The sequence below is a fragment of the Limimonas halophila genome, from assembly GCF_900100655.1.
Lineage (GTDB): Bacteria > Pseudomonadota > Alphaproteobacteria > Kiloniellales > Rhodovibrionaceae > Limimonas > Limimonas halophila.
The window spans coordinates 82,213-104,706 of record NZ_FNCE01000002.1 but is presented as its reverse complement, the minus strand read 5'-3'; the positions used below and the strand labels follow the sequence as shown (position 1 = coordinate 104,706).

The window sequence follows — 22,494 nt, the reverse complement described above, 5'->3', positions numbered from 1 at the left end:
TCGTTTCGAGGCCGGTTCGTTCCGCGCCCGCATCGTTCCGCCGGCGAAACAGCGTTCGCTCGGCAGGACGCACGCCGACGCGGCCGCGCAGGTTGTAGCGGTTCACGCGGCCGTTTTCCAGGGGGCATCGCCCCGAGATGACAGGGCGGCGCCGGCAGCCGGCGCCAAGGCTCAGGAATCCGGGCAGCTTCGGCCGATGGACCAGAACCGCTCCACGCTCAAGCTTGCCGCACCGACCAGCAGGCCGTCCACCCCGTCGATCCGCCAAAGCTCGGCCGCGTTGGCGGGCTTCACGGAGCCGCCGTAGAGCAGCCGGATGCGTTCGGCCGTCGCGCTGTCGAAGCGGCGGGCGAGAACCTCGCGGATGGACGCGAGCGCCGCGGCGATCTCGTCCGAGGTCGGAGTCAGGCCCGTGCCGATGGCCCACACCGGCTCGTAGGCGACGGCCAGGCCGGCGACCGGCTGCTCGGGCACGCTCGTCTCCACCTGGCGCGCGAGCACCGCCTCGGTCTCGCCGGCCTCGCGCTGGCTCTGCGTCTCGCCGACGCAGACGATGGGCGCGATTCCCGACGCCTGCGCGGCCTCCGCCTTGGCGCGCACGACCTCGTCGGTTTCCCCGTGGTCGCGCCGGCGCTCCGAGTGGCCCACGATCGCGTAGGCGCAGCCCATGTCGGCCAGCATGGGCGCGGCCACGTCGCCGGTGTGCGGCCCGCTGGGCGCGCTGTGGCAGTCCTGGGCGCCGACGGCGATGTACGAGCCCTGGATGGCGCCCGCCACGGTGCCGATCAGCGGGAACGGCGGGCAGATCGCCCACTCGCAGCCGCCCTCGCCGCTCGCCAGGCGCGCGGCCAGATCCCGGGCGAGCGCCGTGGCCTCGGCGCGGTGCCCGTTCATTTTCCAGTTGCCCGCAAGAAGCTTGCGTCGCACGACGTTCCTCCCGAGCGTTAACGGGCGCTCAGCACACGCATGCTGGTGACGGCCGTCAAGCGCCCTTCCTTGCCCGCGCGGTCCCGCCTTTCTAGGATGCACGCCCTGCCTTCGCCGTCGCCAGCAAAGAGCGCTTATCCATGAGTAACTTCCGCCGGCTCATCGTCCGCGGCGCCACCCTTGCGCTGTTCGGTGTCCTGATCGCCAGCTTCGCGCTGTGGGGAATCGGCGACATCTTCCGCTCCGGCGGCGGCGGCCGTGTCGTCGCGACCGTCGGCGACGAAGAGGTCACCGCGGCCGAGTTCCAGCGCCAGTTGCGCCGGCAGATCAACCAGCTGCGCCAGCGCATGGGCGGCCAGTTCGACATGGAGATGGCGCGGCAGATGGGGGTGATCGAGCGGATCACGCGCCAGGCCGTCACGCGCGCGCTCTTCAACGCGGAGGCCGCGGAGCTTGGCCTCGCCGTGGGCGACGAGGACGTGGCCAAGCGCATCCGCCAGCAACAGGTTTTCCAGTCCGGCGGCAACTTCAACCGTGAGCGCTTCCAGCGCGTGCTGCAGCAGGGCGGGCTGTCGGAGGCGCAGTACGTCGAGCAGGTGCGCGGGCAGCTCAAGCGCCGTGCCATTTCCGACGTCATCTCCGCGGGCGTCGCTGTTCCCGACATCATGGCGGAGAGCGAGTACCGCTACCGCAACCAGGCGCGCGTGGCGCGCTACCTGACGCTGGCGACGGACAGCTTCGAGGTCGCAGAGCCGACCGCCGACGAGCTCAAGGCGTATTATGAGGAGCACGGCGACGCCTTCACGGCGCCGGCCTACCGCGAGTTGACCTACATCCACGCGGCGCCGGCCGACATCACCGAACGCGTCAAGGTAAGCGACGCCGCCATCGAGCGCGCCTACGCGGAGCGCAAGGATCGCTATTCCCAGCCGGCCCAGCGCCGCGTGCGCCAGATCGTCTTCGACGACGAAGAGACGGCGCGGCGGGCGCTCGGCCTGCTGATGCAGGGGCGGACGCTCGAGGCGGTGTCGCGGGAGATCAAGGGCGGCGCCCCCGCCAAGCTGGGCATGGTCACCAAGGACGAGCTGCCGGACGGCCTCGCCGGGCCGGTGTTCGAGCTCAAGGAAGGCCGCGTCACCGAGCCCGTCCAGACCAGCCTGGGCTGGCATCTGGCCCAGGTGACCGAGGTGCAGCCCGCCACCACGAAGAGCCTCGCCGAGGTGCGCGACGAGATTCGCGCCGATCTCGCCCGCGACAAGGCCGCCGACCGCCTGATCAGCATGGCCAACGACATGCGCGATGCTCTCGCCGGCGGCGCGCCCCTCAAGGAGGTGGCGCAGCAGTTCGGTTTCGAACTGCGGCGGATCCCGGCCGTGGACCAGCAAGGGCGCAACCGCGACGGCGAACAGATCAAAGGTCTGCCCGCGCCGAACCAGTTCCTCCAGGTCGCGTTCAACACCACGCAGGGCCAGCGCAGCCTGCTGGAGGAAACGGACCAGGGCGGCTACTTCGTGCTGCGCGTGGACAGCGTCACGCCCTCGCAGCGCCGCCCCTTCGACGCGGTGAAGGACAAGGTTCGCCGCCGTGTGCTCGCGGAGCGCCGCGCCCAGGCCGCCGAGGAAGCCGCCAAGTCCATGGTCGAGCGGGTCAACGGCGGCGCGGCGCTCGCCGGTCTCGCCGCGGATCGGGGGGTTCGCGTGCGGACGTCCACGGCGCTGACCCGAACGGACAACGAGAACGCGCCCGCTGTGGAAAAGGCGCTCACCGACAAACTGTTCGCCAAGGACCAGGGCAAGGCGTTCATGCGCGCGCTCGACGGCCGTGTCGCCGTGGCAACGGTCAGCGAGGTGCGCGAGGCGGACCCGCAAGCCAGCCCGTCCGCCCTGGAATCGCTGCGGCAGGAGCTCGGGCGCGGCCTGCGCTCGGATCTCTTCGCCCAGTTCGCCGACAGCCTGCGCCAGCGCCACACCGTGCGCGTGAACCAGGGCGCCATCGACCAGATCGTCAGCCAGGTGCGGTGACGCGATGGAGGTCATGCCCAGCTTCGACACCTTCGCCGCCGCCTATCGGGCAGGCACGCCGCAGGTGGTGCACACGAGCCTCGTCGCCGACCTGGAAACACCGGTGTCGGCCTTCCTCAAGCTGGCCGACGGGCAGACCAACGCCTTCCTGTTCGAATCCGTGGAAGGCGGCGCGCACATCGGCCGTTACTCCTTCATTTGCCTGAAGCCGGACATCGTCTGGCGCTGTCACGGGGAACGCGCGGAGATCAACCGCTCGGCTCGCCACGACGCGGACGCCTTCGAGCTGCTGGACAGCAATCCGCTGGACAGTCTGCGCGCGCTGATCGCCGAGTCCGCCATCGAGCTGCCGGCGGACGCGCCGCCGATGGCGTCCTCGCTGATCGGCTATATGGGCTACGACACCGTCCGCCTTGCCGAAAACATCCCGGACACCAATCCCGACGTGCTGGGCGTGCCCGACGGGATGTTCGTGCGCCCCACGGTGACGGCGGTGTTCGACCGGCTGGCGGACAAGATCACCGTCTTTACGCCGGTCTACCCGCGCGCAGACCTCAGCGCGACGGAAGCTTGGGCCATTGCGCGCGAGCGTCTGGCGGACACCGTCAATGACTTCGAGCGCTCCCTGCCCTACCGGCATGAGCGCAGCGAGGCGGTCGCGCCGCTGCCCGAGCCCACGAGCAACATGGACCGCGCGGCCTTCCACGAGATGATCGAGACGGCGAAGCGCTACATTGCCGCTGGGGACATCTATCAGGTGGTCCCCTCGCAGCGCTTCCGGCTGCCGTTCGAGCTGCCGCCCTTCAACCTCTACCGCGCGCTGCGGCGGCTCAACCCCTCACCCTTCCTCTTCTACGCGCACTTGGACGATTTCGCGCTCGTCGGCTCCAGCCCGGAGATCCTGGTGCGCCTGCGCGGCGACACCGTCACGATCCGGCCCATCGCCGGCACGCGCAAGCGCGGCAGCACGCCCGAAGAAGATCGCGTGCTGGCCGAGGACCTGCTGTCGGACCCGAAGGAGTTGTCCGAGCACCTGATGCTGCTCGACCTGGGCCGCAACGACGTGGGCCGCGTGGCGGGCACGGGCAGCGTGCAGGTCACCGAGCAGATGGTGATCGAAACCTACAGCCACGTGCTCCACATCGTCTCCAACGTCGAGGGCAAGCTGGCCGAGGGCTGCGACGCCATGAACGCGCTCATGGCAGGATTTCCTGCAGGCACCGTGTCCGGCGCGCCCAAGGTGCGCGCGATGGAGATCATCGACGAGCTGGAACCGGAGCGCCGCGGGCCCTACGGCGGCGCCGTGGGCTACTTCGGCGCCAACGGCGACATGGACACCTGCATCGCCCTGCGCACCGCGCTGGTGAAGGACGGCACGATGTACGTCCAGGCCGGCGGCGGCGTCGTTTCGGACAGCGATCCGGAAAGCGAGTATCAGGAAAGCTGCAACAAGGCTCGGGCGCTGATCCGGGCCGCCGAGGAAGCGGTCCGCTTCGCCGGTCGGGGGCGCTGAAGTCTTCCGCCGTTACTCCGGCAGGGCGGCCACATTCCGGCGGTCGGCCCCCTGAACGACCGCGCTGATCGGCACCAAAGCGACGCCGCGCTCGCGCGCTTCCGGAAGCCAATCGGCCAGCACCGAGATCGTCACGTCGTAGGGGTGGCCGATCGCCACGGCGCTGCCGTCCCGCCGGGCGAGTGCTTCCAGCTCGCGCAACTGCTCGCGGATCGCGCCGGGGTCCTTGACGTTATCCAGGAAGACGTCGCGCTCGGTGTGCGGCACGCTCGCGCCCTTCGCCGCCTCGATGGCCTTGGTCTCGGCGGTGGTGCGCGAGTCCAGGAACAACAGGCCACGGTCGTCCAGCTCCGCCATCAGCCGCCGCATCGTGCGTCCGTCGGCCGTGGCGGCACTGCCCATGTGGTTGTTGATGCCCACGTAGCCGGACAGCCGGTCCAGCCCCCACGCCAGGTTCGCCCGGATGGCATCGCCGCTCATCGCGCGCGTCAGCGCATGCGGGCCCGGGTCCACGGACGCGCTTGACGGCTGCATGGGCACATGCGCCATGACCTCGTGCCCGGCTCGGCGGGCCGAAGCAGTCAACGCGTGCAAATCGTCGGTCTCGGCGTAGGTCAGAAAGGACAGCGTGATCGGGGACGGCAGGTCGATGGCGTCCCGCGTGGCGTCCACCTCCAGCCCCATGTCGTCGAGGACGATGGCGATGCGCGGCTTGTCGCCCGCGTCCGCCGGCATGGCGGCGGCATTGTGCTGCCATCGCTCGGCTTCGGGCTCGCGCGCCTCGGCGGATTTTTCGTCGGGCGCGCGCTCGGGCTTGACCCCCGCGGTCCGGCGCTCGCGGTCATCGCTCCCGACGCCACCGTCGACGGATGGTGACGCCTCTTTGTCCGGGCCGTTCGGCGCCTGACTGTACGAACCACCGCCGTCCGGCGTGCTGCGTTGGGCCGTCCGCGTAACCTCCGCCGGGTCGGGATGCAGCGCGAAACCGCCGACCGTGCCCACCGCGGCGCCGGCGACGAAGAGGCTCGCGCCCAGCGCCATCAGGCGGCCCGTACGCTGCGCGCCGCCGGGACGCCGCGTCTTGGTGCTCGACCGCCGCCCGGGTCGATTGGCGCGGGACCGGTTCGTCCGCGACTTGCGCTGCGCCATCCTGTTCAGCCCCCTCGGAACGGGCTGTAGTATGGCAAGGTCGCCCGCGTTACGAAACCGCGGGGTCGTGATGGCGGGCTCCGGCAGGTTCGGCCCGGTCGCCGTCGTCCCCGCCCGCGGATTCGCCGGCGAGGTCCGCCAGGATGGGGCATTCCGGGCGCTCGTCGCCGTGGCAGCGCGCCGCGAGGTGCTCCAGCGTTCCCCGCATTTCCCGAAGCTCGGCGATGCGGCGGTCGATCTCCTCGATCTGCGCGCGGGCGAGCGCCTTCACGTCGGCGCTCTTGCGGTCCCGGTCGCGCCACAGCCCCAGCAACTCCCCCACCTGCTTCACCGGAAAACCCAGGCTGCGGGCGCGCTGGATGAATTGCAGCGTGTGGACCGCCTGGTCATCGTAGATGCGATAGCCGGCGGCCGTGCGCCGCGTGGGCGCGATCAGGCCGATGGTTTCGTAGTACCGGATCGTCTTCGCCGGCACGCCGGAGCGCTTCGCCGCCTCCCCGATGTGCATCGCGCTCACGCCTCCCTGGATTGGGTGTCGCGGTTCAGCAAAAGCGAGTTCGTTGCCACCGACACCGAGGACAGCGCCATGGCCGCGCCCGCGATCACCGGGCTGAGCAGCCCCGCCGCCGCCACCGGGATGGCCACGGTGTTGTAGACGAAGGCCCAGAAGAGGTTCTGGCGGATCTTGCCGTAGGTGCGGCGGCTGACGCCGATGGCGCGCGGGACGAGGCGCGGGTCGCCGCGCATCAGCGCGATGCCGGCGCTCTGCAGGGCCACGTCGGTGCCGCCGCCCATGGCGATGCCGACATCCGCCGCCGCCAGCGCGGGCGCGTCGTTGATGCCGTCGCCGACCATGGCGACCACCTCGCCGTTGCGGCGCAGCCGCTTCACCTCATCCACCTTGCCGTCGGGCAGCACGCCCGCCAGCACCCGCTCGATCCCGAGTTCCCGCGCGACCGCCTCGGCGGTGCGCTGGGTGTCGCCGCTCAGCATCACCGGTGTCAGGCCCAGGTCCTTGATCGCCGCGACGGCTTCGGCCGCGCCGTCCTTGAGCGCGTCGCCCACGCCCAGAAGGCCGAGCAGCTTTCGGTCACCGCCCTCGCCGGCCTCGCCGACCCAGATCGTCGACCAGCCCCGATCGCCGTGCTGCTGCGCCGTGGCCTCGCCGGCTTCGGTGGGAACGCCGTACGCCGCCATCTGCGCGGCATTGCCGAGCACGAGCGTCCGGCCCTCGACGCGGGCGACGATGCCCTTCCCAGCGGTGGTGGTGACCGTTTCCGGCGCGCCCGGCGTGATCCCGGCATCGCGCGCGTACGCCACGACGGCGCTCGCGAGCGGGTGCGTGCTCTCCTGCTCCGCCGAGGCGGCCAGGCGCAGCAGGGTGTCGCGCTCAGCGTCCACCGGCTCGACGGCGCGGACGGACGGGCGGCCCTCGGTGAGCGTGCCCGTCTTGTCGAAGATCACCGTGGTCACGCCGCGCGCCGCTTCCAGCGAGGCCGCATCGCGGATCAGCACACCGTTCCGCGCGGCCACGCCCGTGCCGACCATCACCGCCGTCGGCGTCGCCAACCCGAGCGCGCAGGGGCACGCGATCACGAGCACCGCCACGGCGTTGAGCAACGCGACCTCGGCGCCGGCCCCGGCAATGGCCCAACCGGCTCCGGTCACGACGGCAACCGCGATGACGGCGGGGACGAAGACGCTCGCCACGCGGTCCACCAGCCGCTGCACCGGCGGCTTGGACGCTTGCGCGGCCCGGACCAGGTCGATGATGCGGTCCAGCGTGGTGCCCGCGCCCACGGCCGTGGCCTCGATGCGCAACAGGCCGTCGTTGTTGATGGAGCCGGCGACGACCGCATCGCCCGCCGCCTTTGCCACCGGCTTGCTCTCGCCCGTGACGAGGCTTTCGTCGGCGTGGCTCTCGCCGTCGCGCACGACACCGTCGACGGGCACGCGCTCGCCGGCGCGCACGAGGACGAGATCGCCGAGCGCCACATCGTCCACGCGGATGGTTTGGGTTTCGCCGTCGCGCACGACGCGCACGGTGTCCGGCCGCAGGGCCGCCAGCGCGGCGACGGCGGCACCGGCCCGCTGTGTGGCGCGGGTTTCCAGAATACGCCCCAGCAGGACGAGCGTGACCACGGCCGCGGCGGCCTCGTAGTACAGCCCGCCGCCGGCGCCCCAGGCGATCATGGCGTCGCCGAGCGTCACGGTGTGGAAGAGGCTCAAGCCGAAGGCGGCGGAGGTGCCGAGCGCCACCAGGGTGTCCATGTTCACCGAGCGGCGCTTCAGCTCCTTCCACGTCGTGCGGTAGAAGCGCCAGCCCGCGCCCACCTGCACCGGCAGCGCCAGCGCCAGCTGCAGCAGCGGCGGCAGGTGCCCCGGAATCCCGACGAGCGGGAACAGCATCTGTGCCATCAGCGGCAGCGTCAGCAGCGCCGCCCCCGCGAACAGCAGCCACTCCGTCCACGCGCCGCTGTCCTCGCGGGCGGCGGCCGACGCCGCGCTGCCGGTGCTCCCGGCGGGCTTGGCGTCGTAGCCGGCCTCGCGAACCGCGCTCGTCAGCTGCTCGGGCGTGACGGAGGGGGCGGCCTCGACCCGCGCCGACTTGCTCGCGAGGTTCACCGAAGCCCGCCGCACGCCCGGAACCTCGCTCAGCGCCGTCTCGATGCGGTTCACGCAGGAGGCGCACGACATGCCCTGGACCGTCAGCTCGTGCACGCCCTGGGCGACACGGGCCGCGTGCGCGCCGGATCGGGGCGCTTCTGCCGGCGCGTCGGCGGTCACCGCCGGGGCTTCCGCGCCCGCGTCGCCGACGCTATAGCCCGCCTCGCGCACGGCCGCCTCCAGGGCATCCCGCGCGGGACCGGCGCCGTCGGGCTCGATCCGCGCCACGCCCTCGGTGTGATCGACGCGCACCGAGGCGACGCCCGGCACCTCGGCGAGGTGGCGCTGGACGGTCTTGGCGCACCCGCCGCACGACATGCCCTGGACGGGCAGCGTCAGGGGCTGGCGCGGGGCGGGGGCTGCTTCGCTGGCTGCACTCATGGGCCACATCCTTCCATGCTGACCGGCAGGTGGGGATTCCAGCCACTGGAAGGTCAAGGCAGCGCGGTGTTTTTCGCCGCGTCCGGGAGTGCTATATCCCGAGCAGACACGCACGGCCCGGCGCGGTGATGGCATGTTCCTGCTGATCGACAACTACGACAGTTTCGTCTACAACCTTTATCACTACCTGGGTGATCTGGGTGCGGGCGTCGAGGTCCACCGCAACGACGCCATCACGGTGGACGGCATTCTCGCCAAGGCGCCCGAGGGCATCGTGCTCTCGCCCGGCCCGTGCGATCCCGACCGCGCCGGCATCTGCCTAGACCTCATCCGCGCTGCGGCGGGCCGTATTCCCATCCTGGGCGTGTGCCTGGGCCATCAGGCCATCGGGCAGGCCTTCGGCGGCCATGTTGGTCGCGCGGGCGTGCCCATGCACGGCAAGGTCAGCACCATCCGCCACACCGGCGAGGGCGTCTTCGCCGGCCTGCCCTCGCCGCTGGAGGCCACGCGCTATCACTCCCTGATCGTGGCGCGCGACGGCTTTCCGGACGAGACGCTGCAGATCACCGCGGAGACGGACGACGGCATCATCATGGGCCTGCAGCACCGCCGGCTGCCCATGCACGGCGTGCAATTCCACCCCGAGAGCATCGCCTCGCAGCACGGCCACGACATCCTGCGCAACTTCCTCACCATCGCGCGCGGAACCCCGGACACGGAGACGGCGGCGTGACCACCGACCCCGAAGCCCTGAAACCCATCCTCGCCCGTGTGGCCGAGGGCCACCCGCTCATCGAGGACGAGGCCGAGCAGGCCTTCACCACGATGATGACCGGCGCCGCCACGAACGCCCAGATGGGCGGTCTGCTCATGGGCATGCGCGTGCGCGGCGAGACGATCGCGGAGATCACGGGCGCGGCGCGGGCCATGCGCGCGCAGATGACCACGATCGACGCGCCCGAGGGCGCCATCGACACCTGCGGGACCGGCGGCGACGGCGCGGGCACCTACAACGTCTCCACGGCGGCGGCGGTCGTGGCCGCGGCGGCCGGCGTGCCGGTGGCCAAGCACGGCAACCGCGCGCAGTCGTCCTCGACCGGTGCAGCGGACGTGCTGGAGGCGCTGGGCGTCACGGTCGACGCCGGGCCGGCGCGCATGGAACAGGCCCTGCGCGAGATCGGGACCTGCTTCCTGCTGGCGCCCGCGCACCACGGCGCCATGCGCCACGTCGCGCCCGTGCGCAAGGAGCTGGGCACGCGCACCATCTTCAACCTGCTCGGGCCGCTGTCGAACCCCGCCAAGGTGCGGCGGCAGGTGCTCGGCGTGTTCTCGCGCGACTGGGTGGAGCCGCTGGCGCACGTGCTGCGCCGCCTGGGCCATCAGCGCGCCTGGGTGGTGCACGGCCTGGACGGCCTGGACGAGCTGTCGACCACCGGCCCGAGCCTCGTCGCCGAGCTCAAGGACGGCGAGGTCCACACCTTCGAGGTGACGCCGGAGGACGCGGGCCTGCGGCGCGAAAGCCTTGACCGGCTGCGCGGTGGCGACGCCGAAACGAATGCGCGCGCCATCCGCGCCATGCTCGCCGGCGAGGACGGCCCGTTGCGGGATATCGTGCTCATGGCCGCGGGCGCGGGGCTGGTGGTCGCCGACCGCGCGGCCGACCTGCGCGAGGGCGTCGCCATCGCGGCGGATGCCGTGGACAGCGGCCGCGCCGCCAAGCTGCTGGACGACTTCGCCGCCTTCACGGAACGGGGCTGAGATGTCCCACGTGCTGGAGCGCATCTGCGCCGACAAGCGCGAGACGGTCGCCGCCCGCAAGGCCGAGCGCCCGCTGGCGGCCGTCGAGGACGCGGCCCGGCAGGCGAGTGCGCCGCGCGGCTTCATGCGGGCCCTGGCCAACGCAGACACGGCGGGCGCATTCGCACTCATCTGCGAGATCAAGAAAGCCTCGCCGTCCAAGGGCCTGATCCGCGGGGATTTCGACCCGGCGACGCTGGCGCGCGCCTACGCCGAAGGCGGGGCGAGCTGCCTTTCGGTGCTGACGGACGCGCCCTACTTCCAGGGCGACGACGACCACCTGGTCGCCGCGCGCGCCGCCGTCGAGCTGCCGGTGCTGCGCAAGGACTTCATGCTCGATCCCTACCAGATCGCGGAGTCCCGCGCGCTCGGCGCCGACTGCGTGCTGCTCATCATGGCCGCGCTCAGCGACGCCCAGGCGCGCGAGCTGGCCCAGGCCGCGCGCGGCTGGGGCATGGACGTGCTTGCGGAGGTGCACGACGGCGAGGAGCTGGAGCGCGCGCTGGCACTGGACACCCAGCTCATCGGCATCAACAACCGCGATCTCAAGACCTTGCGGGTCGATACCGAGACGACGCGGGCGCTGGCCCCGCACGTGCCGGCGGACCGGCTGGTGGTGTGCGAGAGCGGCCTGCGCGCCCACACCGACCTTGTCGCCATGCGCGAGGAGGGGGCGCGCGCCTTCCTGATCGGCGAGCACCTGATGCAGCACGGCGACGTCGCGGCCGCGACCCGGACGATCATGGGCCGCGACCCCGCGGCCGAGCCCGGAGCGGCGGAATGAGCGGCGGCTTCAGCCACCTCGACGAGCAGGGCAGCGCCCGCATGGTGGACGTGGGCGCGAAGGCCACGACCCAGCGCACGGCCACCGCCAAGGGCCGCGTGCACATGGCCCGCGACACGGTGGAGGCGATCCGCGCAGGCGGCGTGGAAAAGGGCGACGTCATCTCGGTGGCACGCCTCGCCGGCATCATGGGCGCCAAGCGCACGGCCGAGCTGATCCCGCTGTGCCATCCCCTGCCCCTGTCCTCGGCGGACGTGGACCTGCACCTCGCCGAGGACGCGGACGCCGTGGAGATCACGGCCACCTGTCGCATCGCCGCCCAGACCGGTGTGGAGATGGAAGCGCTGACGGCCGTGTCCGTGGCCGCGCTGACCATCTACGACATGTGCAAGGCGGTGGATAAGGGCATGCGCATCGGCGACATCCGGCTGGTGCACAAAAGCGGCGGCAAATCGGGAACTTACGAGGCGGCGTGATGCTTTCGGTCGCGGACGCGCGGACGCGCATTCTGGCCGGGCTGCGCCCCTGCCCTTCGGAAACCGTGAGCGTGGCGGACGGGCTTGGCCGCGTGCTGGCCACCGACGTGCACGCGCGCGTTGACCAGCCGCCGCGCGCCGTCTCCGCGATGGACGGCTACGCCGTGCGCAGCGCCGACGTCGCCGAAACGCCGGCGGAGCTGCGCATCGTGGCGGAGGTGCCGGCGGGCTCGAACCGCGACACGCCGCTGGCCCCCGGCGAGGCGGTGCGCATCTTCACCGGCGCGCCGGTGCCGCCGGAAGCGGATGCCATCGTCATTCAGGAAAACGCCGCGCGCGAGGGCGATCGGGTCACGGTCCACACCGGCAGCCCCGCCGGGAAGTGGGTGCGCCCCGCCGGCCTCGACTTCGCCCGGGGCGAGCGCGGCCTTGCGGCGGGGCGGCGCCTGACAGCCCGCGACGTCAGCCTCGCGGCGGCGATGAACCATCCCTGGCTGTCGGTGCACCGCCGGCCGCGCGTGGCCATCCTGGCGACCGGCGACGAGGTGGTGCTGCCGGGCGAGCCGCTGGGCGCCAACCAGATCGTCAGCTCCAACAGCATGGGCCTCGCGGCCTTCGTGCGCGCCCGCGGCGGGGAGCCGGTGAACCTGGGCATCGCCCGCGACGACCCGGATGCGCTCGGCGCGCACCTGGACGCGGCGCAGGGCTGCGACCTGCTGGTGACGATCGGCGGCGCCTCCGTGGGCGAACACGACCACGTCCACAGCGTCCTCGCCGCCAAGGGCGCCGAGATGGCCTTCTGGAAGATCGCCATGCGCCCCGGCAAGCCGTTGATGTTCTCGTCCCTTGCGGGCCTGCCCGTCGTCGGCCTGCCCGGCAATCCCGTTTCCGTGCTGGTGTGCGCGCACATCTTCCTGCGGCCGGCCCTGGACGTGCTGGCCGGCCTGGGCGCGAGCGAGCCGCCGTCGGTGCAGGCCGCACTGGGCGCGCCGCTGGACGCGAACGGCGAGCGCACCGACCACCTGCGCGCTGAGCTTCACCGGGATGACACGGGCGCCCTCGTCGCCACGCCCTTCGCGAGACAGGACAGCTCGATGCTGTCGCGGCTGGCCGCGGCCGACGGCCTGATCGTCCGCGCGCCGCACGCGCCGGCCGCCGAGACCGGCGAGACGGTGACGGTCCTGCCCCTGGACGACGGCCCGGGCGCCGTATGAGCCACGCCCGCGTGCTTGACCCGGCGGGGGAACCAAACTAGAACAGTGCGCGTGGGTTTTTGATTTGTTCCAACCGCTGCTCGACCGGCACCGCGCCCGCGGGGATGGTCGCTTTACCTGGGTGGCCCGCCATGCTCACACGCAAGCAGCACGAACTGCTCGTCTTCATTCAGCGCCGCCTGAACGAGAACGGGGTGTCGCCCTCCTTCGATGAGATGAAGGAGGCGCTGGGGCTCAAGTCCAAGTCCGGCATCCACCGCCTGATCAGCGGGCTGGAGGAACGCGGCTTTATCCGCCGCCTGCCCCACCGCGCACGCGCACTGGAGATCCTACGCGGCCCCGACAGCGGCCCCACGGGCGCAACGACGGCCAATGCGTCCAACAGCAACGTCGTCGCGCCGGACTTCCGCCTCGCCCGCACGCGCGCCGCCGGCGGCGAGCAGCGCGGCAGCAACCTCGTCAACCTGCCGCTCTACGGCCGCATCGCCGCCGGAACGCCCATCGAAGCACTGCGCGACGAGTCGGCCTTCGTGGACGTGCCGCCCGCGCTGCTGTCGAAGGGCGAGCACTACTGCCTGGAGGTCGAGGGCGAGTCCATGGTGGACGCCGGCATCTTCGACGGCGACACCGTGGTGATCGAGCGCTGCGACGCCGCCGAGAACGGCAGCATCATCGTCGCCCTGGTGGACGGCGAGGAGGTCACGCTTAAGCGCCTGCGGCGCAAGGGCCACGCCATCGCGCTGGAGCCCGCCAACCCCGCCTTCGAAACCCGCATCTTCCCGCCCGACCGCGTGGCCATCCAGGGCCGGCTTGTGGCCCTGCTGCGCCAGTACTGACCCCCTTACCGTCGCAGACGGAGCTCATTCGCGGTTGGGCCAGCGCACCCAGGGCCGTCGCCCGCGCGCGCCGCGCACCGAGGTCACCTCGGCCGTGCCGTCGGTGAAGCGGACGACGTGCGCGCCCTCACGCCACAGGTCGAAGCGGTCGATCACGATGCGCGGGTGGCGGCACTGCTTGTCGGGAACCGGCTCGGTGCTGACCAGCACGGTGGCGCGCGCGCAATCCGTTCGCAGCGCGCGCTGATCGCGCACGAGGGCGACGACCGCGCCGCCCGGCCGGCGCTGGATGCAGCCGAGGGGATCGCAGCGCACGCGCGCCACCGGGTCCCGGTTCCCACCGCTCGGCAGCGCGCGGGCCTTGGTCAGCCCGGCGCTGTGTAGCCAGACCTCCGTGGTGTAGCTGTCCGCGTCGTGTTCGGACAGCCACAGACGGCCCGCGCTTCCCCGCACGGCCATCACGTACCCGTCCCGGCCGACCAACACGTCCGGCGGCGCGGTGTGCAGAAGGCTTGCCGCCCCCAGGACGATGGGCACCAGGCCCAGGCGGCGCCAGCGCGCCGTCCACAGGCAGAGCCACAGGCCGCCGGCGACGGTCAGCACGAAGCCCCACGTCGGCGGCGTCGGCAGGTGCACGACGGCGTGGGGCCAGCCCGCGATGCGCTCGGCCACCGCCAGAACGGCCTCGATGCCCCACGTCATGGGCGTCAGCGCCAGCCCCTCCGCCCCGAACGGCATCAGCGCGAACGCGCCGAGTGCCAGCGGCATGATCCAGAACGCCGCCAGCGGCACGGCCGCGAGGTTCGCCACCACGCCGTAGATCGCCAGGCGGTTGAAGTGGGCCACGGTGAAGGGCGCGGTCGCGAGGGTCGCGACGATCGTCGTGAGGACGACGCCGCCGAGGTAGGCGATCACCTTCGCCGGCACGGAGTCGCCGGCCATCCCTGCCGGCCGGCGGTCGCGCAGGGTTTCGTAGCAAGCGATCAGGGACACCGTGGCGGCGAAGGAAAGCTGAAAGCTCACGCCCACCAGACTCTCGGGATGAACGAGAAGCAGCCCGGACGCTGCCACGGCGGCCACACGCATGGTAATCGCGCGCCGGTTCAGGGCCACCGCGACCAGCACCAGCGCCGCCATGACGAAGGCGCGCACCGTCGGCACCGTGAAGCCGGTGAGCGCCAGATAGCCCGCCGCCGCGGTCGCGGCCGAGACGGCGGCGGTCGTCTTCAGCGGCACGCGCAGCGCGACCGGCGGAACAGCCGCGCCGGCGAGGCGGACCAGGAAGAACACAAGCCCTGCGACGAGGCCCACGTGCAGGCCCGATATCGCCAGCAGGTGCGCCAGGCCGGCATCGCGCAGGTCTTGGCGCACCGGCTCGGGGATGGCGCCGCGCTTGCCCGTCATCAGCGCCGCGGCGACGCCGCCGGCCGGTCCGGGGGCGGCTTCGCGCACGCGGCTGACGACGCGGTCGCGGAGGCGTTCGGCGGACGTGAGCCAGCCACCGCCCGCGCCCGGGTCCAGCACGTCGGGGCGGCCCAGCGCGTACCCCACGGCCCCGAGGCGGTCGAAATAGGCGCGCCGCGGGAAGTCGAACGCCGACGGCAGCGGCGGCGACGGCGGTGGATGCAGCACCGCCTTCATGCGCACGCGCTCGCCGGGGAGCACTGCATCGCCGCCGTGCCGCACGGTTACGCGCACGCGCGCCGGCGTCCTATCCGGCGCCAGCTCGTCGACCGCCGGGTTCGCGAGGGTCAGCCGAACGGCACTGTCGTGCGGTTCGCGCGCGATCACGCGGCCGGACACGGCCGTGGGGCCGGTTTCCTCGCTGAGAACCGGCGCGGCCACGGCGTGCGTGCGGAGTTGCGCCGCCGTGAACCCGCTCGCCGCCGCCACCATGAGCACGGCCGGCAGCACGGCGGTCGACGCGCTGCGCCCGGAAACCGCCACCCACGCGGCGAGCAGCAGGGCGCTGCCGCCGGCCCACCACGGCGGTTCCACCGGCAACGCGAAGTAGAGCGCCACGCCGGCCCCGAGCGCAACGGGGAGCCACAGCACCCAGCGCGGCCGGTCCGCCAGGACATCCGCGTGAGCGCGCGCAAGCAGCGCGCGCAGGCGGATCGCCGCCCGGCTGCGCAGCCGCACCCCGGTTTCCACGGCCGCGTCCTGCCACATGCATGGCGCGATGCCACGTCACGGCCTTCCCGTCTACGGCGTGACTGGGCTCGGCCGGCATTGCGACCGTGGCCGGGTTGGGTCGCATGTGCTAGACGGCCCACGCCATTGCCCCACACTCGATCCACACTACGCAGCGCAAAAGGCGGAGCCAGGCATGACGGTCGTGACGCGGTTCGCACCCTCCCCCACCGGGATGCTGCACATCGGCGGGGCCCGAACGGCTCTGTTCAACTGGCTGTTCGCGCGCCATCACGGCGGCAGCTTCCTGCTGCGCATCGAGGACACGGACCGGGAGCGCTCCACGCCCGAGGCCATCCAGGCGATTCTGGACGGCCTGCACTGGCTGGGGCTGACCTGGGACGAGCCGGAAATGTACCAGTCGGAGCGCGCCGAGCGGCACGCCCGGGTCGCCTATGAGCTGCTGGAAGCCGGCCACGCCTATCGCTGTTACGCCAGCAAGGCCGAACTGGAAGCGATGCGCGAAAAGGCGCGCGCCGAGGGTCGGCCCATCCGCTACGACGGCCGCTGGCGCGACCACGACCCCGCCGACGCCCCCGCCGACGTGACGCCGTGCATCCGCATCAAGATGCCGCAGGACGGGGAAACCGTCATCCACGACCGCGTGCAGGGCCGCGTCACCGTGCCCAACGCGCAGCTGGACGACATGGTCATCCTGCGCGCCGACGGCACGCCCACCTACAACCTCTCCGTGGTGGTGGACGATCACGACATGGGCGTCACCCACGTGGTGCGCGGCGACGACCACCTCACCAACGCCTTCCGCCAGACCCAGGTCTACCGCGCGCTGGGCTGGGCGGAGCCGGAGTTCGCCCACATCCCGCTGATCCACGGCCCGGACGGCGCCAAGATGTCCAAGCGTCACGGCGCGGTCAGCGTGTCCGCCTACCGCGAGCAAGGCTATCTGCCGGAGGCGCTGCGGAACTATCTGCTGCGCCTGGGCTGGGGCCACGGCGACCGCGAGATCGTGCCCACCGATGAAGCCATCCAGCTGTTCAGCCTGGAGGGTGTCGGCAAGTCCGCGGCGCGCTTCGACTTCGACAAGCTCAAGTCCTTCAACGCACACTACCTCCGCGAGGCCGACGACACCCGGCTGGCCCACCTCGTGGCACCGCACCTCGCCGAGCACATCGGCCGGGAGCTGACGCAGGTGGAGGTGGAAACGCTCCAGCGCGCCATGCCGGGCCTCAAGCAGCGCGCGAAGACGCTCCTTGACCTCGCCGAGAGCGCGGTATTCTACTTGAAGCGTCCGGAAAGTTTGACACAGAAGGCGGCCAAGCAGCTCGACGATGGAGCGCGCGACCGCCTGCACCGGCTCGCCGAGCGCATTCGGGACCTCACCGCCTGGGACGAGGAAACGCTTGAGTTCACGGTTCGCGAGTTCGCCGAACAGGAGGACTGCAAGCTCGGCAAGGTCGCGCAGCCGCTGCGGGCGGCGCTTACCGGCACCACGGTCTCGCCCGGGATCTTCGAGGTCATGGTGGTGCTCGGGCGCACGGAAACGCTGGCACGCATCGACGCGGCGGCCGCGCCCGATCCAGCCGATCCCGCGTCGTAAGGTCGTTCGAGCCCGCGTTGCGTGCACCGCAGCATAGCACTAGGCTGCCGGGGTCCGAGACCAACCTCCGAGCAATCAGGCTTAAGGAACACGCTTATGAGTGACGACAAGGAGGGCTCGCAGGAGCACACGGCCACGCTGGCGGACAACGTTACCGGCGACAGCGTCGAGATGCCGGTGCTGCACGGCACCATGGGTCCGCGCGCCATCGATGTGCGCCAGCTGTACAAGAACACCGGCGCCTTCACCTACGATCCGGGGTTCACCTCGACGGCCAGTTGCTCGTCCAACATCACCTACATCGACGGCGAGAACGGCCGCCTCTACCACCGCGGCTACTCCATCGAGGATCTCGCCGAGAACTGCGACTTCATGGAGGTCTGCTATCTGCTGCTGCACGGCGAACTGCCGACGCGCGGCGAAAAAGCGGACTTCGAAAGCTCCATCACATACCATACGATGCTGCACGAGCAGATGCTCTACTTCTTCCGCGGCTTCCGCCGCGATGCGCATCCCATGGCGGTGATGGTCGGCGCGGTCGGGGCGCTGTCGGCTTTCTACCATGACTCGACCGACATCACGGACCCGCACCAGCGCATGGTCGCCTCGCACCGGCTCATCTCGAAGATGAGCACGATCGCGGCCATGGCCTACAAGTTCTCCGTCGGCCAGCCCTTCATCTATCCCCGCAACGATCTCTCGTTCTCGGAAAACTTCCTCTACATGACCTTCGCGGTCCCGACGGAGGAATACAAGCTGAGCCCCGTGCTCGCGCGGGCGATGGACCGCATCTTCATCCTGCACGCCGATCACGAGCAGAACGCCTCCACCTCCACGGTGCGGCTCGCCGGTTCCTCCGGGGCCAACCCCTTCGCCTGCATCGCGGCGGGCATCGCCAGCCTCTGGGGCCCCGCCCACGGCGGCGCGAACCAGGCCGTGCTGGAAATGCTGGAGCAGATCGGCAGCAAGGACCGCGTGCCGGAGTTCCTGGAACGCGCGAAGGACAAGAACGATCCCTTCCGCCTCATGGGCTTCGGTCACCGCGTCTACAAGAACTACGACCCGCGAGCCGCGGTGCTGCGCCAATCCGCCCACGACGTCCTGGACGAACTGGGCAAGCGCGACGATCCGCTGCTCGATCTGGCGATGGAGATGGAGCGGATCGCGCTCGAGGACGAGTACTTCGTTGAGCGCAAGCTCTTCCCGAACGTCGACTTCTATTCGGGCATCATCCTGAAAGCCATGGGCTTCCCGATGTCGATGTTCACCGTGCTCTTCGCCGTGGCGCGCACGGTGGGCTGGGTCGCCCAGTGGAAGGAGATGGTCGAGGACCCGAACCAGCGCATCAGCCGGCCGCGTCAGATCTACACCGGCTACGGTCCGCGCGACTTCATCCCGGTCGATCAGCGCGAATAGCGCCGCCAAGCAAAGCGGGGGCGGTCTGGGCCGCCCCCGCTTCTCCTCACCGCGATCATACGTGGACCCTGGATTTTCCCCGGCCGTGCCGACCGGTTGTGGGCTGCGTGGTCTTACGCGTCGTCGCGGATCATCGCGGAGTAGGTCGCCTGGGCAACGGACACGCCGTCCACGCGCGCATCCGCCTTGAACTTCCAGACATTGCCGCGGTTGCGCAGCTTTTCGACGTGAACGTACACGGTGTCGCCCGGATACACGGGCCGACGGAAGCGCGTTTCGTCGATCGACATGAAGTAGACGAGCTTCCCCGCCGCCTCACCTTCCAGCGTCTCCACGACCAGGACCGCAGCCGTCTGGGCCATGGATTCCACCAGCAGAACGCCGGGCATCACGGGCTCGCGCGGAAAATGGCCCTGAAAGAACGGTTCGTTGATGGAGACGTTCTTGATCCCGATGGCCGAGACGTTCTTGTAGATCTCACGCACCCGGTCGACCATCAGGAAGGGGTAGCGATGCGGGATCATCTCCATGACCCGCATGATGTCCGCCGTCGACGCCTCGCTCACCGCATCCGTCTGGTCGTCCGCCATGCCTGCCTTCCGTCCTTCGCCATCGGGCCCGCGTTCCCCACGATGAACGCGCCGCGCCCGGTCTAAACCTTGCCTGTCGAGGCGCCCTACTGCTGCTTGCTCTTTTCGATCTTGTCCAGATCGACCGTCTTGAGCTGGTTATTGAGCTTTTCCAGAGCCGCCTGGGTGATCTCCATTTGACGCCGCACGAGGAGCACGGCGCTCTTGTTCACCACCATATCAAGGTTTTTCTCTTCCGCCATCTTGCTGGTGATCTGGACCAGCTTCTCTTTCACGCGGTTCATCGCGCGGTTGTACAGCTGCTGCAGACCCTTCTTGCGCGACTGCACATCGCCCTGGATCTGCTGAATCCGCTGCTCCAGCTTCTTCTTCTTTTGCTGATACGCTTCAGACGAGAGCACGGAGCGCTGCTGCTGGAGTTGCTGGTTGGCCTTCCGGATCTGCTGTTCCTTCTGGCTAAGCTGATTCTGATAGCTCGAGCGCCGCTCGCTGATCTGGTCCTGGATCGACTGAACCGCCTTGGACTGCTCCATGATCTTCTGCGCGTCCAGGACGGCGATGGTCGGCGACGTCATCTCGTCCGTCTGCGCCGCAGCCGGATCCGGGCTGGCAGCTGCCGTCCCGGCAGCCACAAGCGCCGCGATTGCACAAAGCCGGAGGGAGCGGGGCATGGCGTCTTTCCTCACGCGCAAACTAGAACTGCGTGCCAAAACCGAACTGGAAGACTTCCGTCTCATCGAAGTCCTCCTTGATCACCGGGAAGCCGAGATCGATGTCGAGCGGCCCCAGGGGCGAGCGCCAACTGAAGCCTGTCCCCACAGCCAAACGCGGACTTGAACTGTCGCGTGTTTGTAGGTTGGCATTGCTCGGATTGTCCACCCCCCAGGCGGCGCCGACGTCGCTCCACACGCGCCCCTCGATGTTGAAGCGGTCCGGCAAGCCGAGCGGGAACCGGAGTTCCACCGTTCCCGCGTAGAACTGCTTGGCGCCGAGCGCATCGTCGGTGTTCAGGTCGCGCGGTCCCACGCCGGCCGGCTGAAAGCCGCGAATGGACGAGCTGCCGACGAAGAAGCGATCCAGAATGCTCGTCTCCTTGCCCAGGCCGGCGATGTGCCCGCCTTCCGCGCCGAGGTGCAGCGTCAATCCCTCGGTGATCGGCGTGAAGACGTCGGCGCTGACCTCGTTCTTTGCGAAGCGTTCGGATCCGCCGAGCCCGGCGAAGGTGTTGGTGAGCGACAGCTTGAAGCCTTCGGTCGGGTTGAGCCGGTTGTCACGGCGGTCGTAGGAGAGGGTGTGCGAGAGGCTGGAGCGCGTCGTCGACCCTTCCTCGAGCTGCAACACAAGGGATTCGTCATCGTCGACGTCGGACAGCTCGCGCTCGGAGAAGCGGTACCGCCAGGATTGTCGCCAGGGTCCGATGATGCTGTAGCCCGTGCGCAGCGCGCCGCCCGTTCGGTCTTCCTCGAAGTCCAACTCGTCCTGGTCCGTCTCCGTGCGGAAGAGGTCGAACCCGGCCGAGAGGTCACGTCCCAGGAAGTACGGCTCGGTAAAGCTGAGGTCGATGCGCTGCGTCTCGAACGACAGCGAGAAGTTGAGCTGCAGGTCCTGGCCTTTGCCGAGCAGATTGCGCTCACGCAACTGCACGTTGCCGAGCAAGCCGGAATCCGTGGAAACGCCCGCGCCGAAACTGAGGCTGCCGGTCGACCGCTCTTCGACCTTGACGTCGACAACCGTCCGGCTCGGCGACGAGCCTTCTTTCTTGTCAACTTCGACCGACTTGAAGAAGCCGAGGTTGTTGATGCGCTGGCGGGCGCGGCGGATCTTGGAGGCGTTGAAGGCGTCGCCTTCCACGATCTCGAATTCCCGCCGGATGACGCGGTCGAGGGTGCGCACGTTGCCCGTAATGTTGATCCGCTCAATGAAGACCCGCGGCGCTTCCTCGATCGTGTAGGTCAGCTTGATGCGATTCTTGTCAGGCAGGCGCTCGACGTTGGGTTGAATGTCCACGAAGGCGAAGCCCTGGTTGCCCGCAGCGGTGGTCATGCGGTCAACGGTGTCTTGAACCTTGGAGGCGTTGTACCAGTCGCCTTCCTTGGTGTTCAGCACCTTGCGGAGCGACTTCGGTGTCAGATCGTCGATCTGGGAATCGATCGTGACGGACTCGATTTTGTAGCGCGGCCCTTCATCCACGCTGAAGGTCAGGATGAAGCCCTTGCGGTCCGGCGTCATCTCGGAGATGACCGAGTCCACCTGGAAATCTGCGTAGCCGTTGTTCAGGTAGAAGCGCCGAAGCTTTTGCCGGTCGAAATTGATCCGGTTGGGATCGTAGGTGTCGTTGGTCGCGAACAGGCGGTACCACGCCGCCTCGGTCGTCACGATGGCGTCGCGCAGCTCCCCGTCGTCGAACGCCCGATTGCCCAGGAAGTTGATGCCGCGAACCTTGGTCTCCGGCCCTTCGTTGATCTCGAAGACCAGATCGACGCGGTTCTGTTCCAGTTCGATGATCTTCGGGCTGATCTCGGCCCCAAAGCGCCCGTTCCGGCGATAGACGCGGCGGATGCGTTCCAGGTCGTTCTTGACCTTGGTGCGGGTGAAGACGACGCGCGGCCGCAGCTCGACCTGCTGGCGCAGCGTCTTGTCGTCCACCTCGTCGTTTCCTTCGAACGCGATCCGGTTGATGATCGGGTTCTCGTCGATCTCGACGATCAGCCGGTCGCCGTCGCGGCGCAGCCGCACATCGCTGAACAGCCCGGTGTCGAAGAGCTCTTTCAGCGTCTGGTTGAGCGCGCCGCGATCGAAGGGGTCGCCCGGATCGACGGTGAGGTAGGACCGCACCGTCGCAGGTTCGATGCGGCGTGTGCCGCGGATCTCGATCTCGTCGATGGTGCCGCCCGACTGGATGGTTTGCGCGGCAGCCGGTCCGATCATCCCGACCAGGGCCACGATCACCAAAGCCATACGGGCGACGCGTG

At 70.0% G+C, this 22,494-nt stretch carries 18 protein-coding genes; 10 read left to right on the top strand and 8 right to left on the bottom strand.

The genetic code is table 11. From position 1 onward, the window contains the following. Positions 1 to 171 precede the first annotated feature (171 nt). On the bottom strand, positions 172 to 927 hold the full coding sequence (gene tpiA / locus BLQ43_RS03475) for a triose-phosphate isomerase (RefSeq protein WP_281217556.1): 756 nt from the start codon (positions 925 to 927) through the stop codon (positions 172 to 174). Between the two features lie 140 nt (positions 928 to 1,067). Here tpiA and BLQ43_RS03470 point away from each other — a divergent pair, with 140 nt between their 5' ends. Both BLQ43_RS03470 and trpE read left to right on the top strand, forming a co-directional pair. Then, positions 1,068 to 2,948, top strand: coding sequence for a SurA N-terminal domain-containing protein (locus BLQ43_RS03470; protein ID WP_090018741.1), 1,881 nt, complete (start codon positions 1,068 to 1,070; stop codon positions 2,946 to 2,948). A 4-nt stretch (positions 2,949 to 2,952) separates the two neighbouring features. After that, positions 2,953 to 4,461: an anthranilate synthase component I gene (gene trpE, locus BLQ43_RS03465; protein ID WP_090018740.1), complete on the top strand. Its 1,509-nt coding sequence runs from the start codon at positions 2,953 to 2,955 to the stop codon at positions 4,459 to 4,461. Positions 4,462 to 4,473: 12 nt separating this feature from the next. Here the strand turns inward: trpE and BLQ43_RS03460 are convergent, their stop codons facing one another. From BLQ43_RS03460 to BLQ43_RS03450, 3 genes are all read right to left on the bottom strand, one after another. Then, positions 4,474 to 5,502, bottom strand: coding sequence for a divergent polysaccharide deacetylase family protein (locus tag BLQ43_RS03460; RefSeq protein ID WP_176758495.1), 1,029 nt, complete (start codon positions 5,500 to 5,502; stop codon positions 4,474 to 4,476). 157 nt (positions 5,503 to 5,659) lie between these two features. After that, the gene (cueR, locus tag BLQ43_RS03455; RefSeq protein ID WP_090018738.1) at positions 5,660 to 6,118 is read right to left on the bottom strand and encodes a Cu(I)-responsive transcriptional regulator; all 459 of its coding nucleotides are present in this window, start codon (positions 6,116 to 6,118) and stop codon (positions 5,660 to 5,662) included. A 5-nt stretch (positions 6,119 to 6,123) separates the two neighbouring features. Beyond that, complete coding sequence (locus BLQ43_RS03450) at positions 6,124 to 8,658, bottom strand: heavy metal translocating P-type ATPase (protein ID WP_090018737.1); 2,535 nt, start codon at positions 8,656 to 8,658, stop codon at positions 6,124 to 6,126. 133 nt (positions 8,659 to 8,791) lie between these two features. Between BLQ43_RS03450 and BLQ43_RS03445 the strand changes: the two genes are divergently transcribed. From BLQ43_RS03445 to lexA, 6 genes are all read left to right on the top strand, one after another. Beyond that, entirely contained in the window at positions 8,792 to 9,391 is a 600-nt protein-coding gene (locus BLQ43_RS03445; protein ID WP_090018736.1) for an anthranilate synthase component II, read from the top strand. Beyond that, complete coding sequence (gene trpD, locus BLQ43_RS03440) at positions 9,388 to 10,416, top strand: anthranilate phosphoribosyltransferase (RefSeq protein ID WP_090018735.1); 1,029 nt, start codon at positions 9,388 to 9,390, stop codon at positions 10,414 to 10,416. The genes BLQ43_RS03445 and trpD overlap by 4 nt, the downstream gene beginning before the upstream one ends. A gap of 1 nt (position 10,417) precedes the next feature. Beyond that, positions 10,418 to 11,239 (top strand): indole-3-glycerol phosphate synthase TrpC, encoded by an 822-nt coding sequence (gene trpC / locus BLQ43_RS03435; protein ID WP_090018734.1) that lies wholly within the window; start codon positions 10,418 to 10,420, stop codon positions 11,237 to 11,239. Then, the gene (gene moaC / locus BLQ43_RS03430) at positions 11,236 to 11,715 is read left to right on the top strand and encodes a cyclic pyranopterin monophosphate synthase MoaC (RefSeq protein WP_090018733.1); all 480 of its coding nucleotides are present in this window, start codon (positions 11,236 to 11,238) and stop codon (positions 11,713 to 11,715) included. Before trpC ends, moaC begins: the two co-directional genes overlap by 4 nt. After that, the gene (locus tag BLQ43_RS03425) at positions 11,715 to 12,929 is read left to right on the top strand and encodes a molybdopterin molybdotransferase MoeA (RefSeq protein ID WP_090018732.1); all 1,215 of its coding nucleotides are present in this window, start codon (positions 11,715 to 11,717) and stop codon (positions 12,927 to 12,929) included. The genes moaC and BLQ43_RS03425 overlap by 1 nt, the downstream gene beginning before the upstream one ends. Before the next feature lie 131 nt (positions 12,930 to 13,060). Next, complete coding sequence (gene lexA, locus BLQ43_RS03420; protein WP_090018731.1) at positions 13,061 to 13,765, top strand: transcriptional repressor LexA; 705 nt, start codon at positions 13,061 to 13,063, stop codon at positions 13,763 to 13,765. 24 nt (positions 13,766 to 13,789) lie between these two features. On the opposite strand, the gene BLQ43_RS03415 is transcribed toward lexA, so the two are convergent. After that, complete coding sequence (locus tag BLQ43_RS03415; protein WP_090018730.1) at positions 13,790 to 15,937, bottom strand: ComEC/Rec2 family competence protein; 2,148 nt, start codon at positions 15,935 to 15,937, stop codon at positions 13,790 to 13,792. 157 nt (positions 15,938 to 16,094) lie between these two features. Here BLQ43_RS03415 and gltX point away from each other — a divergent pair, with 157 nt between their 5' ends. Both gltX and gltA read left to right on the top strand, forming a co-directional pair. Continuing rightward, entirely contained in the window at positions 16,095 to 17,516 is a 1,422-nt protein-coding gene (gene gltX, locus BLQ43_RS03410; RefSeq protein ID WP_090018729.1) for a glutamate--tRNA ligase, read from the top strand. Between the two features lie 96 nt (positions 17,517 to 17,612). After that, entirely contained in the window at positions 17,613 to 18,932 is a 1,320-nt protein-coding gene (gene gltA, locus BLQ43_RS03405) for a citrate synthase (RefSeq protein WP_090018728.1), read from the top strand. Positions 18,933 to 19,045: 113 nt separating this feature from the next. Here the strand turns inward: gltA and fabZ are convergent, their stop codons facing one another. The 3 genes from fabZ to bamA all read right to left on the bottom strand — a co-directional run bounded on the left by fabZ (position 19,046) and on the right by bamA (position 22,480). After that, positions 19,046 to 19,522, bottom strand: a complete 477-nt coding sequence (gene fabZ, locus BLQ43_RS03400; RefSeq protein ID WP_090018727.1) for a 3-hydroxyacyl-ACP dehydratase FabZ — start codon at positions 19,520 to 19,522, stop codon at positions 19,046 to 19,048. Positions 19,523 to 19,608: 86 nt separating this feature from the next. Then, entirely contained in the window at positions 19,609 to 20,193 is a 585-nt protein-coding gene (locus tag BLQ43_RS03395; protein WP_176758494.1) for an OmpH/Skp family outer membrane protein, read from the bottom strand. Positions 20,194 to 20,215: 22 nt separating this feature from the next. Continuing rightward, positions 20,216 to 22,480 (bottom strand): outer membrane protein assembly factor BamA, encoded by a 2,265-nt coding sequence (gene bamA / locus BLQ43_RS03390; protein WP_090018725.1) that lies wholly within the window; start codon positions 22,478 to 22,480, stop codon positions 20,216 to 20,218. Positions 22,481 to 22,494 lie beyond the last annotated feature (14 nt).

What these genes read in the sequence shown, in the direction of transcription:
- BLQ43_RS03470 (WP_090018741.1), top strand. Translation starts at nt 1,068, where the DNA reads ATGAGTAACTTCCGCCGGCTCATCGTCCGCGGCGCCACCCTTGCGCTG.
- trpE (WP_090018740.1), top strand. Translation starts at nt 2,953, where the DNA reads ATGGAGGTCATGCCCAGCTTCGACACCTTCGCCGCCGCCTATCGGGCA.
- BLQ43_RS03460 (WP_176758495.1), bottom strand. Translation starts at nt 5,502, where the DNA reads ATGGCGCTGGGCGCGAGCCTCTTCGTCGCCGGCGCCGCGGTGGGCACG.
- cueR (WP_090018738.1), bottom strand. Translation starts at nt 6,118, where the DNA reads ATGCACATCGGGGAGGCGGCGAAGCGCTCCGGCGTGCCGGCGAAGACG.
- BLQ43_RS03450 (WP_090018737.1), bottom strand. Translation starts at nt 8,658, where the DNA reads ATGAGTGCAGCCAGCGAAGCAGCCCCCGCCCCGCGCCAGCCCCTGACG.
- BLQ43_RS03445 (WP_090018736.1), top strand. Translation starts at nt 8,792, where the DNA reads ATGTTCCTGCTGATCGACAACTACGACAGTTTCGTCTACAACCTTTAT.
- trpC (WP_090018734.1), top strand. Translation starts at nt 10,418, where the DNA reads ATGTCCCACGTGCTGGAGCGCATCTGCGCCGACAAGCGCGAGACGGTC.
- moaC (WP_090018733.1), top strand. Translation starts at nt 11,236, where the DNA reads ATGAGCGGCGGCTTCAGCCACCTCGACGAGCAGGGCAGCGCCCGCATG.
- BLQ43_RS03425 (WP_090018732.1), top strand. Translation starts at nt 11,715, where the DNA reads ATGCTTTCGGTCGCGGACGCGCGGACGCGCATTCTGGCCGGGCTGCGC.
- lexA (WP_090018731.1), top strand. Translation starts at nt 13,061, where the DNA reads ATGCTCACACGCAAGCAGCACGAACTGCTCGTCTTCATTCAGCGCCGC.
- BLQ43_RS03415 (WP_090018730.1), bottom strand. Translation starts at nt 15,937, where the DNA reads ATGTGGCAGGACGCGGCCGTGGAAACCGGGGTGCGGCTGCGCAGCCGG.
- gltX (WP_090018729.1), top strand. Translation starts at nt 16,095, where the DNA reads ATGACGGTCGTGACGCGGTTCGCACCCTCCCCCACCGGGATGCTGCAC.
- gltA (WP_090018728.1), top strand. Translation starts at nt 17,613, where the DNA reads ATGAGTGACGACAAGGAGGGCTCGCAGGAGCACACGGCCACGCTGGCG.
- fabZ (WP_090018727.1), bottom strand. Translation starts at nt 19,522, where the DNA reads ATGGCGGACGACCAGACGGATGCGGTGAGCGAGGCGTCGACGGCGGAC.
- BLQ43_RS03395 (WP_176758494.1), bottom strand. Translation starts at nt 20,193, where the DNA reads ATGCCCCGCTCCCTCCGGCTTTGTGCAATCGCGGCGCTTGTGGCTGCC.
- bamA (WP_090018725.1), bottom strand. Translation starts at nt 22,480, where the DNA reads ATGGCTTTGGTGATCGTGGCCCTGGTCGGGATGATCGGACCGGCTGCC.